Raw genomic sequence first — 12011 nt, 5'->3', positions numbered from 1 at the left:
GGCAGCAGTGGAGAACAACGTGCCTGGAACGAAGGCAAGGGCATCGGATAGGCGAGCGGCGGAAGTCCGCGTCATGGTGTTGCCCCACTGCCGCATCGACAATCGATGCGGGCGTCGACGGACTGTTTCCTGATCCGCACACATCAAGACAGGCAGGCCGCGCACACACTGCGCAGGCAAGGACACTAGTCGGCGAGAAGCGTTGAAGCTGATCTGGCGGGATTGGTGCACGGATGGAAACAGCCTGCGTCCAGCGGGATGCCTACCGGCCCAAACAGGTGCGAGTCAGCATGGCGATCAGGTTGTGGCGTTGGCCGCACCGGCTCCCATCTGAAGAGGAACGCGTTATGAGTGCCCGTATCGACTATCAGAAGGCGGCTCCGGACCTATTCCGGAAGTTCGTCGAGTTCAGCATGGCCTTAAAGAAGGCGTCTTCGCTGGGCAATACCATTTTCGACCTGGTGCACATCCGTGCATCCCAGCTCAATGGTTGCGCGTTCTGCCTGGACATGCACATCAAGGAGGCGACGCTGCACAAGGAACGCCCCTTGCGCCTGCATCACATCGCCATCTGGCGCGAGTCGCCCCTGTTCGACGCACGCGATCGTGCGGTCCTGGAATGGACCGAAGCGGTGACGCATCTGGATCGTCGCGGCATCCCCGATGAGATCTACGCCGATGCCAAGGACCACTTTACCGATCAGGAACTGGTGGAGCTGACTTGGGCGGTGGCCGAGATCAATGCGTGGAACCGGGTCAATGTTGCCTTCAAGGGCGTGCCCGGCTCCGCAGACAAGGCCTTCGGCCTCGACAAAGCCGGACTGGAGTGAGAAAGCCACCATGCGCAATTCACTGATCGCAGTACTGTTGACCTTCTGCCTGGTATTGCCGGCGTTCGCGGCTGATACCACCAAGGCTGCCGCCGACCAGGGCAAGTTCCCGCGTGTGCACAAGCTGCCGCACGCCACGGTGACCGAACTGATGATCCAGCCCTTGGCAGATCAGCCCGGCAAGGAGATCGAGACCATCGTGGTGGATTTCCCGCCTGGCGCCATCGATCCGGTCCATCGCCACGACGCCCACGCCGTGGTCTATGTGCTGGAGGGACGTATCGTCATGGGCGTAAAGGGCAAGCCCGAACAGGAGATCGGTCCTGGTGAGACCTTCTACGAAGGTCCCAGCGATATCCACACCGTCGGCCGCAACGCGAGCAAGGACAAGCCGGCCAAGTTCGTGGTCGTGCTGTTCAAGGACAAGGGCAAGCCGATCGTGCTGCCGCCGTGAACTGAGGTGCCTGTGCAAGCAGATGCAAGTTTCGGGCGGTAGCTGGCCCCATCCTCTCCGGTGGAGCGGCATGTCGATGAAGATCTCGACATGCTGCTCCTTTTTCGTTGTTGTCCCTGAGTAGAAGGAGCAAGCCCCCATGCAAAATTCACAACATCCCCTGCATACCGGCTACAGCGCTGCCACGATCGCGTCAGAAGTTCTGGAGGGGCGTGACCTGTCGGGTCTGCAGGCCATCGTGACCGGTGGGTATTCGGGTATCGGTGTCGAGACTGTCCGGGCCCTGCGTAACGCCGGCGCCAATGTGCTGGTGCCCGCCCGTGACCTCGACAAGGCAAGCCGCACCCTGCACGGAATCGATGTGCAGGTGCTGAAAATGGACCTGACCGATCCGGCCTCTATCGACGCTTTCGCTACAGAGTTCCTGGCGCGCAACCAGCCGCTGGATATCCTGATCAATAGCGCTGGCATCATGGCATGTCCTCTGCAACGCGATGCGCGCGGTTATGAGCAGCAGCTGGCGACCAACCACCTGGGGCACTTTCAGCTGACGGCCCGCCTATGGCCTGCGCTGGTAAGCGCTGGCGCCGCGCGCGTGGTCTCTGTTTCGTCCCGTGGACACTTCTTCAGTGACGTGGATTTTGAAGACCCAAACTTCGAGCGCCGCGAATACGACCGCTGGATTGCCTACGGTCAGTCCAAAACGGCGAACGTGATGTTTGCCGTCGGTCTGGACGCGCGTGGACGGGAAGAGGGCGTGCGGGCCTTCGCGCTTCACCCGGGGGCGATCATCACCGAGCTGTCTCGGCATATGAGCGCCGAGGAATTGGAAGCGGCGAGCGCCTTTGATGCAGACGGCAAGCCCGTGGCCGATCTTGCCCGCGGGCTGAAGAGCGTCGAGCAGGGCGCGGCCACCAGTGTGTGGGCTGCGACCAGTGCACAGTTGAACGATCTGGGCGGGCTCTATCTGGAGGACTGCGATGTCGCCGTCATCGCGCCCGAGCCTGAGCCAGGTGTCGATCCCAAGCGGGTCGGCGTGCGCGGTTATGCGATTGACCCGGTCAAAGCCGAGCGGCTATGGGCGTTGAGCGAGCAGCTAACCGGCGTATCGCTTCCGGTATGAATTGGATGCGGTGAGACCAAGCCCGGCCCTGACGGGCTGGGCTTTCTTTGTGCGGGGCATCAGGCGATCGCGGTCTGGCGCACCGTTGTGTGGCGGCCGATCCAGCCATTGAAACAGGTCGACCCGCGCCACGCAGAAGGTGCCGGCAACAGCGTGTCCTTCAGCAGTCGGGCACCATAGTAGGTGGCATGCTGGTCTGCCACGACCTTGCGCGAGTCACCGGAGGCCAGCAGATAGCGCTGGGCGAAATCGACCAGAGAGGCGCGTTCGGGGCCGGCGACTTCGATGATCTCATTGGCCGGCGGCTGCAGCGCCTGGCGCGTGACCGCCAGTGCGACATCTTCTGCCGCGATGGGCTGGATGAGTCCGGCGGACAAATGCACGACGTCGTCGTCTTCTATGCCGCCTTCGATGATGGAGGGAAGGAACTCGAAGAATTGGGTTGAGTGCAGGATGGTGAAAGGCACCTTGGACTTGGCGACGATCTCCTCCTGCGCGATCTTGCCGCGGAAGTAGGGGCTACTGGCGAGGCGCTGGGTGCCCACCACCGATAGGACCACATGGTGCTTGATCCGCGCCTGCGCGGCAGCTGCCAAAAGGTTATGGCCGGCGGTCATGTAGAAATTCATGATCGCGTGATCTTCAAAGGATGGCGGGTTGGTCAGGTCGATGACCACGCTGGCCCCCGAAAGTGCTTGGTCCAGCCCTTCGCCCGTCACGATGTCCACGCCTGTGCTTGGTGCGGCGACCACCACGGTATGTCCTTCCTTGGGTAGGCGTGCAACAACCTTGCTGCCGATCAAACCTGTGCCACCGACGACGACGACTTTCATGAGTGCCTCCTGGGCGCTTGTCCGGGATAAAAGCCAGTGAATCCAGCTTCATCCTAGAAATGGATGGCGCGCGCGAGTAGGCCTATCTAGAGCACCGTCCTGTTCTCGTGGCCGCACCAATCACAGGCGCATACCGAGCATCCCCGCCAAGACGGCTGCATCTAGCACGCCACCTGCGAGCATGAGGATCCATGCCCATCCATTCGCGGTCCGCTCGCGAACGCCATGTGCCATCAGAACCACGCGGACTGCGCAGGCCAGATGGATCGCAAGCAGCAGGATCGCCAAGGCGTAGTGCGGTACCAGCCGGATATTCCAGGCGTCGTCGAGCAGTCCGGCGGGCTGGCCGGTGGCCCACGCGTAGTCGGTCTCAACGCCATTGCGCCGTGCCAGATTGAAGACTGAGTTCAGATGCGCCGGAATGAAGACGGCCAGATACAGACCCGAGGCACGCTGCAGGACCTGGAACGGACTGATTGGCTGTGATTGCGGTTGGCACAGCAGCACCAGTCCGCTGATGACCTGGAAGCCGAACACGGCGACCAAGGCGGGCTGGACAGCGGCATTGCGATAGAAATGCCGCAGCCAGGTCATCACATCGCGGTGGACGTCTTCTCCCAGCAAGCCCAGGAGATGGTTGACGATATGGGGTCCCAAGAACAGCGTGAGCAGCAGCAGCGCGCTGATGCCGTGGAGCGCGGGCAACAACGAGCGCGGCCGATCTGTAAGAAGTATCCGTGGCGCGCCAGTCTCGTGGGTCGCCATGCGCAACGCGCCGTAGGCAGTCAGTGCAGACCACGCTCCTGTCCATGTCGCGTCATCAATGCCATCGATCCGCATGAGATACAGCAGCACGCCGAGCAGTGTGAAGGCAGGTGGTGTGGCCGCGTAGAGGCAGCACAGCTCAAGACCCAACCGTCGGATTGGGGTGAGTAATAACTTGCGCGCCATCACGGCCGCGCATGCGATGGCCAGAACCGTGGGGAGTGCGCTGGCAAGCAGGAGCGCTGCTCCAGCGCCTGCGTGATGTGCGTGAAATTGTTGTTGCGCACTTGCCAGGATCCAGGGGTAGAGCAAAGACGCAAAGGCGGGAATCAGCCATAGCCAGGCGCCTGCATGGTCAGCGCGACGAGGCATGCTCAATGATTGATCAGCGCTCATGCGCGCTGTCCTGTCGAAGTTCCCATCAGGCCTTTCCCAAGCGCGATCTTGCGCGTTTCGCATCAACCCGCAAGCCTAAGCAACCCAGTAGGGCACCGGTAGGCGTAGGTTCGGAAGCGCGGCGTTGCCCAAACGGGAACAATCGCGCTATCAGGGATCGGCGGTTCCTTCGAGTAAGCGGGTTACCGCACAGCCAATGAAGAGGTCCTGCACTGCCAACCCAGAACTATCGAACACCGTAATGTCGCAGGACGAGGCCCGGCCCTTGGTCTGGCCGGTCAAGACCCAGCCTATGTCGGTCACGAAGTGATGGGGGCTGGCGTGCTGGAACTCGCCGATCCGGCGGGACTGGGTTGCCAGGTCGCTGAACAGCTTGGCCGTCCTGAACAGCGCTGGTGGTAACTCCTGCTTGCCTTGGCCATCTGTCCCCATTGCTGAGATATGGGTGCCGGGCTGGATCCATTTGGCTTCGAAGAGCGGTGCATGCGCGGTGGTGGCGGTGATCACGACGTCGGCTGCCAGGCAGGCCGATTCGGCGGATGAGGCCTGTGCGGGGAGACCTGCGCTGATCAGGTCCAGGCAGAACGCCTCGGTGCGATGTGGATCTCTTCCCACCACCAGGATCCGCTCAAAGTCCCGGACCCGGACGACGGCGCGCACCTCGTATCCGGCCTGATGCCCGGTGCCGAAGATTGCGAGCGTGCGAGCGTTCTTACGGGCGAGGACATCGACAGCGACTGCATCGGCAGCGGCCGTGCGGTAGGCGTTGAGCAAGCCGCCTTCGATGATCGAGGCGATCCGGCCGGTCTGTTGGTCCAGCAGGATGATGGTGGAGTTGTGGCGCGGCAGCCCAAGGGCTTCGTTGCCTGGCCAGTAAGCGCCGATCTTCAGGCCGGTGAGTTCCCCGGAACTGGCGGACTTGACGCTGAAACGGGTGCCTTCATCGCGGCCCTGGCCCAGAACGACGGGGAAGATCCGGGTGCTTTCCTCGGATGCAGCAATCAGGGCGCCGCGTGCTGCCTCATAGGCCAATGCGTGCGTGACGACACTGGCAGAGAGGGCTTCGGGAATGAATTTCATGTCCAGTTCCTGGCCAGTTATTGGCCTTAGGGAGAAGGTGGCCTGCTCAGGTGGCGAGCGGCTACGCGCCCAACAGTCGAGCAAGCACGCCCAAATCCACGTTGCCACCACTGAGGATCAATCCGACGCGCTTGCCCCGCACATCGAGCTTTCCGCTCAGAATGGCGGCAAGCCCCAGGCAGGCAGTGGGTTCGACGACCAGCTTCATGCGCTCGGCCAGGAAACGCATTGCCTGGACCAGCTCTTCGTCGGTGACCGTGAGGATGTCTTCGACGCTGCGCTGGATGATGGGGAAGGTGTGGTGCCCGACTTGCGTCACGATCGCGCCGTCAGCGATGGACCGTGGTGGATCGATCGAGACGATACGCCCGCTGCGCAACGAGCGCTGGCCATCATTGCCTGCTTCCGGCTCCACGCCATACAGCTTGCACTCCGGTCTGACGGCGTTGGCGGTCAGGCAGCTCCCCGCCAGCAGTCCACCGCCTCCCAAGCCAACGATCAGCACGTCCAGGAGGCCGGCTTCATCGAAGAGCTCCAATGCACAGGTGCCTTGTCCTGCGATGATCCAGGGATGGTCGAAAGGCGGGATCAGGGCGTAACCATGGGTCTCGGCCAGGTGGCTTGCGATCTGCTCGCGGCTCTCGTTGTAGCGGTCGTAGAACACGATCTGCGCACCGTAACCCCGAGTGGCTGCGACCTTGGCCGCGGGTGCGTCCTGGGGCATGACGATCGTGGCCTTGGTGCCATGCAGGCGCGCGGCCAGGGCGACGGCCTGGGCGTGGTTGCCTGACGAGTACGCGAGCACGCCGTGGAACGCCTCGGTATCCATCGAAGCGATGGCATTGCAGGCGCCTCTGAACTTGAAGGCCCCCGCGCGCTGGAACTGCTCCGCCTTCAAGAACAGCTGTGCGCCTGTCAATGCATCGAGCGTGCGCGAGGTCAGCACCGGGGTGATGTGGGCATACGGCGCGATGCGCCAGGCGGCGGCTTGGACGTCGGTGAAGGTCGGAGCGCGGTGCAAGGCCTGGTTCATCTGCTGATTTCCTGGGCGGGGGCGAATGTCCGAAACGATAGGCAACTGCTCCTAGAATGGTTGCAATATCGTGTTGCGGAAAATGAAAGATGGCCCGCGAGCTCCTGCGTTCCAACCAACTGCGACTGGCCGATCTTGAAGCGTTCTGTGCCGTCGCCGAGAAGCTCAGCTACGTCGCAGCTGCACGCAGCACGGGGATGAGTGCCAGTGGTGTCACCCGTGCCATCCAGGGCGTCGAAGCGGTGGTGGGACACCAGCTGGTCAATCGTAGCCAACGCGGCGTCTCGCTGACGCCGGCAGGAGAGGCCTACTACCGGGTCGCCAAGTCTGCGCTGCGGCAATTGTCTGGCGCGAGCGAGACCCTGAGCCAGGCTGCCTCCGACCTGAGTGGGTGGGTCAGGTTCTCGGCACCATCGCTGCTGGAGGCGCATGTGCTGCCGCAGGCGCTCGCGCGTGTGGCTCTGAAGCATCCAGGGCTGCATTTCGATGTGACCTTTACTGATGCCTTTGTTGACCCCGCACAGTCGGGAATGGACTTCGCCATTCGCGGCGCATTTCCGCTCAGTAGCAACCTGATCGGACAGACGCTGTGGAAGTACGACCGCTTTCTGTGCGCGAGCCCGCATTACGTGGAGACCCATGGCAGCCCCACCCAGCCGGACGTGTTGGGGGGCCACCGTTTCCTGATCCATACCGGCCCTCGGCTGCTCCGTGACTGGCATCTGATCCGAACAAGAGAGGGAGGGATCGTTCGTGTCCATATCGATGCCACACACCGAGTGAGTTCTGGATCGGGCGTATTGCAACTGCTCCTTGCTGGGGAGGGCATTGCGCGACTTGCCAGTTGGGTGGCGCAGCCGCTGATCGATGAAGGCAGGCTGGTCCGGATCTGTCCCGGTTATCGCGTGGTCTCCAGCACCGGGAAGCAGGCAGAGATGCATGCGGTCTACCAGGGCCCGACGCCCTCTGCAGGAACCAAGGCGATCATCAAGGCACTGAGGGCGTTAGGCTCCGAACTCGTTCTGAAGTAGGGGAGGTCAGGCCGTGGTGGATCGCTTAATCTCCGACACCGCATCGGCATGCCGATCGTGGTTGAGCGCGTGCTGGGCAGACTCGGTCAGGATCCAGTCGTCGAACCCGAGGTGACCTGTGTAATCCGGATGCGCCGCGATGATCGAATCGTCCTGCAGCGGGCCTCCAAAGTAGGTTGCTTCGACATCGGCGATGGCACGACGAGGATCCCGGGTGGCCGTGAAGAGCCGTGCGAACCACGACTCGAAAGGCGCGTGCTCCTTGCCGGCGATGGTGACCGCACCGTGATGCGGATCGTTCAAAGCAATTGACGCAAGTGCCTTGGCGACGTCGTCGGCCGCGATCGGCTGAAATTGTGCGTTCGGCAGATGGGTGATCAGACCCTTGGTAAAGCCGGTCGCAAGCGTGGGCATGAATTCGAAGAACTGGGTCGCTCGCGCGATCGTGTAAGGCACGCCGGACGCGCGTACGAGATCTTCCTGTCCGAGCTTGGCGTCGAAGTAGGGATTGCCCCTGACCCGGTCGACGCCGACGATGGACAGGCAGATGTGATGGCGGACGCCAGCGGCGCGCTCGGCCTGGTAAACATGCTTTGCCGCATCACCAAAGAAGCTGGCCAACGACGAGGGATCGAAGGACGGAACATCGGAGGTGTCGATGACGACGTCCGCGCCAGTGAGGGCGGTCTCAAGCCCTTCGCCAGTGAGGATGTTCACACCGGTACGGCGAGAAGCAGCAATTACCTGGGCGCCGGCTGCCTGCAGCGCGCTGACCACGCGCGTACCGATCAGGCCACCGCCTCCCAGAACGACGACTTTCAGATTCAATGACATGCTCGATCCTTGATGGCAGGTTGGGAGAAGGGGTCGGTCAAAGCAACTCTGTGGTTGGGGTCGGGTGGCGCCGAGGCGTGCTCGTATATGCGATTGCCAAGGCAAGCCCGAGCGCGACAATCGCGGGGGCCGCACCCAGACCGCTGCCATGGAAGATCAAGGTGCCGGCAGCAGCTGTCATTACGAAGGTCGCGATCAGGGCGCCTGCCATCCTCGTCTCTGCGGCGATTAGGCAAGCCGCCGCGCTGAACTCCAGTGCGGCAGTGACAAAGTGGAACCAGGACGGATACCCCCATCGGACGTAGTCAGCGACGGTCGTCGCGCTCGGAAACGTGTTGTTGATGGCGCCGAAGAAGAGAAAAGCGGCAAGCAGCAACGAAAGGAAGCCGGGGAGGGAAGGACGGCGCATGGACTGCTCCTGATCTTGGATGGCGGACCGGCGATGTCTGCCAAGGCGACATGTGCGCGCCATTGACGGGATGAAAATTCTTGCCGAGGTGCCCGCGGGCATAAAGATCGCAAGGGGCGAGAGACTGGTTCCCGAAAGCGGACAATGCCGAAATAGCTCGCACGGTGTGCGAGAAGGCGCGCGAGGTCTTGGCGAATCAGATCCAGTTCTCGCTGAGCCGGCAGGATCTGCAGCGCTTCAACGCATTGCTTGACGCGCCGCTGGCCGAGAACGAGGCGGTCCGCCGCCTGCTGGAAACTCCCTCGCCCTGGGAGCGCTGAGTCTTGCGGCTCAGCAGCCCTGCGCCGCTTTTAGCGGAGCACAGATTGGATGATTTTCAGTGCACTGCGCCGGGGCTCGCTCGATGGCTGATTGAGCGCGCGTGCCAAAACCAGGAGCCCGGCGCATCGCGCTGCTTTGTCGTGTGCGACGAAGGACAACGTGTCGTCGCTTACTACGCGCTCGCCGCCGGCGCGGTGTCGCATGAACAAGCGCCCGGGCACATCCGTCACAACATGCATGATCCGACTTCGGTCATCGTCCTCGGCCGCCTGGCCGTACACGCGGATTACCTCGGCCAAGGCATTGGTCGCGGGCTGCTCAAGGATGCAGTCCTGCGCACCCTGCAGGCGCGCGAGAACATTGGTGCGCGTGCGCTGCTATGTCATGCGATCAGAGATGAAGCCAAGGCTTTCTATCTCAGGAACGGCTTCATCGAATCGCCCATCCATTCCATGACGGTCATGCTATCGCTTGGATGATGCTAAGGGCTTTTATTCTCCCAAGCGTGGATCGCTATTCCTACGATCAAGTTCGCGGTGGTGTACCATCCAAGCTGATTGATCAGCGCCCCGCTGACCGAACAGTGTTGAACACCTCTGTTCACCACTGTTGATCTAACTGCCCTTGTCTTTGGCGGTAGTTTCGACGGTTATGCAGCCTAACCAGTCATCACAGGAACCTTTGAATTCAACAATTTAGATGACCTAAAGATGATTGAGTGGGCGGCACCGCCAAAGCTCATCCCTAAAGCTACAGCCCAATCCTACAAGGGGCTTGATAGCTAGAAAGATTATTTATCGGACCCACTGCTGTTTAGCCAAATCGTAGACCCTATCAGCCATCGCAATCGTTTCCAGCCGATGCGCGATAATTATTCTGGTGATATTCAAGGAATCTACCGCGGCGTTCGAAATTCTTTCATTTATATTATCCAGATGACTCGTTGCCTCATCGAGAACTAAAACCTTCGGATTTTGATAAAGTGCACGAGCAAGAAGTATTCGTTGCTTTTGGCCGCCAGAGAGCGTCGACCCCATGTCTCCGACAATTGTTTCGTATCCCATTGGCATTAAAGCTATCTCATCATGGATTCCGGCGGTTCGCGCAACGCTTTTGATCGACTCAACATCTGACTCGGGGTCAAAAAAAGAAACGTTATCGGCGATAGTTCCAGAAAATAATGTGTCATCCTGCATTACTGCCGCGATAACGCCAACAGATAATGATCCAGCACCTTTATTTCTCTTCAATCCTCCAATGAAAACATCGCCCTCTTTGGCGGGAATCAAACCCAAAATTATTTTTGCAAGTGTGGTTTTTCCGCAGCCGCTCGCGCCAATGATCGCTACGGATTGACCGGATTCGATCGTAAAACTGAGATCCCGAAATATCCACGGATCCCATTCCGAGTAGCGGTAACCTAGCCCTGTAATACTTATCTCTGGTGGGCTATCAAAATCAATACCAGAATGCTGGGAGATCTCTTCTACTTCTGTTGTTACAATGTCTGAAATTCGATCAAGATGAAGTCTTATTATTCGTAACTCAGCGAGCTTGTCTATGAGTGCACCAACGCGCACTGAGAACTGGTCTGCATAAGCGAGGGTGGCAACCAACATGCCCGCAGTCAGGTCTGCCTCGGAAATTAAATAGGCACCCAAGGATAAAAAGAAGACTCGTTGCAGCGAGAAAATACCTTGGCTTGCTGCAGAAAATCCAAGTTGGATTCGCTGCGAAATCAAGTCCCGCTTCCCAGCTTCAACAGTGGTATTCGCAACGCGAGCACGCCTTTCGGCATGGCGGCCCGCCAGCTTTATCGCCTGTATTCCCCGGACTGACTCGATTAACTCAGATTGCTGCCGGGCGAGGTAAATTAGCCGCTCTTCGTTTGCCTTCCACGTCATTTTAAACATCAAAATACGACTCATACCGTACATGCCCGCAACAAAGATTGCGCACAAAGCCATATTTCTGTTATAGACAAAAAGCATCGTCAATGCCAATGTCCCAGTAATACCGTCGAGAAAGACGGTGACAAAGCTTCCAGTTAACGTCGCTTGAATGCTGTGAATCGAATCGAATCTAGAGAGAACATCGCCCAAGTATCTTCTCTCAAAAAACTCCAATGGCAAACGCATCAAATGACCAAAAATATTTGTGATCCACTGCGAACTTATATTAACACCAATCCAACTAATTAGCCACGAACGCGCCACGTTTAATGAAGTTTGTATGGCAACTATTACTATGAATATAGAAGCAATTGTCACAATCTGCGCCGAGCCTGGCACGCTGTATTGATCGATAGTCCACTGCGCCTGGAGTGGAATGCAAAGGCCAAGCACCTCGATGGCCAGCGCCAAGCCTAAAACCTGAACTAATGATCGCTTGAGTCCCGAAACTCTACCGATCAACTGCGATAATGGGATTTTCTCCCGAGTCTCAATTCTTTTAAAAGAAGACGCAGGGCTGAACTCAAGAAGTATACCGGTGAAATGCTTACTAACTTCAGAGAGCGACATGTGCCGCTCTCCGCGTGCGGGATCCATTATAATTAGCTTGCCGGACTTCGTTCCTGCGAGAACAACAAAGTGGTTCATGTTCCAATGTAAAATGGCTGGCCCATTGTTGATGGTTTCCAGGTAGTCCAGTTCGGCTCGAATTGCTCGACAGTCGAAGTTCAAGCTTCCTGATATATCCATAACACGATCGAGCGACATTCCTCTGAGCGTTGAACTGAAGCGCCGTCGTAAAGCCCGTAGCTCGACTTTACTTCCATGATAATTGGCGATCATTGCAATGCAAGCGAGCGCACACTCCGCTGCTTCAGTCTGCATAATGATTTCCACTTTACTACCTGTCGCCCAGGGTACAAAAGAACTTGCATTGATCATCAGTGTCG

The 12011-nt window shown here is 59.2% G+C and carries 13 protein-coding genes; 6 read left to right on the top strand and 7 right to left on the bottom strand.

All coding sequences use genetic code 11. The features are described from left to right. The first annotated feature begins 347 nt into the window (after positions 1-347). The 3 genes from BMZ17_RS07385 to BMZ17_RS07375 all read left to right on the top strand — a co-directional run bounded on the left by BMZ17_RS07385 (position 348) and on the right by BMZ17_RS07375 (position 2407). Entirely contained in the window at positions 348-830 is a 483-nt protein-coding gene (locus tag BMZ17_RS07385) for a carboxymuconolactone decarboxylase family protein (protein ID WP_093137683.1), read from the top strand. Positions 831-840: 10 nt separating this feature from the next. Beyond that, positions 841-1284 (top strand): cupin domain-containing protein, encoded by a 444-nt coding sequence (locus tag BMZ17_RS07380; protein ID WP_093137680.1) that lies wholly within the window; start codon positions 841-843, stop codon positions 1282-1284. A 139-nt stretch (positions 1285-1423) separates the two neighbouring features. Then, positions 1424-2407: an oxidoreductase gene (locus BMZ17_RS07375; protein ID WP_093137678.1), complete on the top strand. Its 984-nt coding sequence runs from the start codon at positions 1424-1426 to the stop codon at positions 2405-2407. 59 nt (positions 2408-2466) lie between these two features. Here BMZ17_RS07375 and BMZ17_RS07370 read toward each other — a convergent pair whose 3' ends face one another. The 4 genes from BMZ17_RS07370 to BMZ17_RS07355 form a co-directional block, all read right to left on the bottom strand. Continuing rightward, positions 2467-3240 (bottom strand): SDR family oxidoreductase, encoded by a 774-nt coding sequence (locus BMZ17_RS07370; protein WP_093137676.1) that lies wholly within the window; start codon positions 3238-3240, stop codon positions 2467-2469. A 120-nt stretch (positions 3241-3360) separates the two neighbouring features. Then, entirely contained in the window at positions 3361-4401 is a 1041-nt protein-coding gene (locus tag BMZ17_RS20870; protein WP_139202816.1) for a hypothetical protein, read from the bottom strand. A gap of 150 nt (positions 4402-4551) precedes the next feature. Then, positions 4552-5481, bottom strand: coding sequence for an ornithine cyclodeaminase family protein (locus BMZ17_RS07360; protein WP_093137672.1), 930 nt, complete (start codon positions 5479-5481; stop codon positions 4552-4554). 61 nt (positions 5482-5542) lie between these two features. Beyond that, positions 5543-6514 (bottom strand): threo-3-hydroxy-L-aspartate ammonia-lyase, encoded by a 972-nt coding sequence (locus BMZ17_RS07355; RefSeq protein ID WP_093137670.1) that lies wholly within the window; start codon positions 6512-6514, stop codon positions 5543-5545. Between the two features lie 89 nt (positions 6515-6603). Between BMZ17_RS07355 and BMZ17_RS07350 the strand changes: the two genes are divergently transcribed. Next, positions 6604-7545, top strand: coding sequence for a LysR family transcriptional regulator (locus BMZ17_RS07350; protein ID WP_093137668.1), 942 nt, complete (start codon positions 6604-6606; stop codon positions 7543-7545). 6 nt (positions 7546-7551) lie between these two features. Here the strand turns inward: BMZ17_RS07350 and BMZ17_RS07345 are convergent, their stop codons facing one another. Together BMZ17_RS07345 and BMZ17_RS07340 are read right to left on the bottom strand one after the other, a co-directional pair. After that, a complete protein-coding gene (locus BMZ17_RS07345) occupies positions 7552-8379 on the bottom strand; it encodes an SDR family oxidoreductase (RefSeq protein WP_217645738.1) in 828 nt (275 codons plus the stop codon). A gap of 37 nt (positions 8380-8416) precedes the next feature. Further along, positions 8417-8788, bottom strand: coding sequence for a DoxX family protein (locus BMZ17_RS07340; RefSeq protein WP_093137666.1), 372 nt, complete (start codon positions 8786-8788; stop codon positions 8417-8419). Between the two features lie 164 nt (positions 8789-8952). On the opposite strand from BMZ17_RS07340, the gene BMZ17_RS07335 reads away from it, so the two are divergent. Both BMZ17_RS07335 and BMZ17_RS07330 read left to right on the top strand, forming a co-directional pair. Continuing rightward, positions 8953-9108 (top strand): type II toxin-antitoxin system TacA family antitoxin, encoded by a 156-nt coding sequence (locus BMZ17_RS07335; protein ID WP_256371049.1) that lies wholly within the window; start codon positions 8953-8955, stop codon positions 9106-9108. Between the two features lie 45 nt (positions 9109-9153). Then, entirely contained in the window at positions 9154-9588 is a 435-nt protein-coding gene (locus tag BMZ17_RS07330; RefSeq protein WP_254775209.1) for a GNAT family N-acetyltransferase, read from the top strand. 315 nt (positions 9589-9903) lie between these two features. Here BMZ17_RS07330 and BMZ17_RS07325 read toward each other — a convergent pair whose 3' ends face one another. Continuing rightward, on the bottom strand, positions 9904-12003 hold the full coding sequence (locus BMZ17_RS07325) for a peptidase domain-containing ABC transporter (protein WP_093137659.1): 2100 nt from the start codon (positions 12001-12003) through the stop codon (positions 9904-9906). Positions 12004-12011: the final 8 nt, after the last annotated feature.

The sequence above is a fragment of the Pseudoxanthomonas sp. GM95 genome (assembly GCF_900109775.1).
In the GTDB taxonomy this organism is placed as follows: Bacteria; Pseudomonadota; Gammaproteobacteria; order Xanthomonadales; family Xanthomonadaceae; genus Pseudoxanthomonas_A.
Note: the sequence above shows the minus strand (reverse complement) of the source record. Positions and strands in the feature narration are given on the sequence as shown.

Coding starts and splice junctions, on each gene's coding strand:
- BMZ17_RS07385 (WP_093137683.1), top strand. CDS start 348: ATGAGTGCCCGTATCGACTATCAGAAGGCGGCTCCGGACCTATTCCGG.
- BMZ17_RS07380 (WP_093137680.1), top strand. CDS start 841: ATGCGCAATTCACTGATCGCAGTACTGTTGACCTTCTGCCTGGTATTG.
- BMZ17_RS07375 (WP_093137678.1), top strand. CDS start 1,424: ATGCAAAATTCACAACATCCCCTGCATACCGGCTACAGCGCTGCCACG.
- BMZ17_RS07370 (WP_093137676.1), bottom strand. CDS start 3,240: ATGAAAGTCGTCGTCGTCGGTGGCACAGGTTTGATCGGCAGCAAGGTT.
- BMZ17_RS20870 (WP_139202816.1), bottom strand. CDS start 4,401: ATGAGCGCTGATCAATCATTGAGCATGCCTCGTCGCGCTGACCATGCA.
- BMZ17_RS07360 (WP_093137672.1), bottom strand. CDS start 5,481: ATGAAATTCATTCCCGAAGCCCTCTCTGCCAGTGTCGTCACGCACGCA.
- BMZ17_RS07355 (WP_093137670.1), bottom strand. CDS start 6,514: ATGAACCAGGCCTTGCACCGCGCTCCGACCTTCACCGACGTCCAAGCC.
- BMZ17_RS07350 (WP_093137668.1), top strand. CDS start 6,604: ATGGCCCGCGAGCTCCTGCGTTCCAACCAACTGCGACTGGCCGATCTT.
- BMZ17_RS07345 (WP_217645738.1), bottom strand. CDS start 8,379: ATGTCATTGAATCTGAAAGTCGTCGTTCTGGGAGGCGGTGGCCTGATC.
- BMZ17_RS07340 (WP_093137666.1), bottom strand. CDS start 8,788: ATGCGCCGTCCTTCCCTCCCCGGCTTCCTTTCGTTGCTGCTTGCCGCT.
- BMZ17_RS07325 (WP_093137659.1), bottom strand. CDS start 12,003: ATGATCAATGCAAGTTCTTTTGTACCCTGGGCGACAGGTAGTAAAGTG.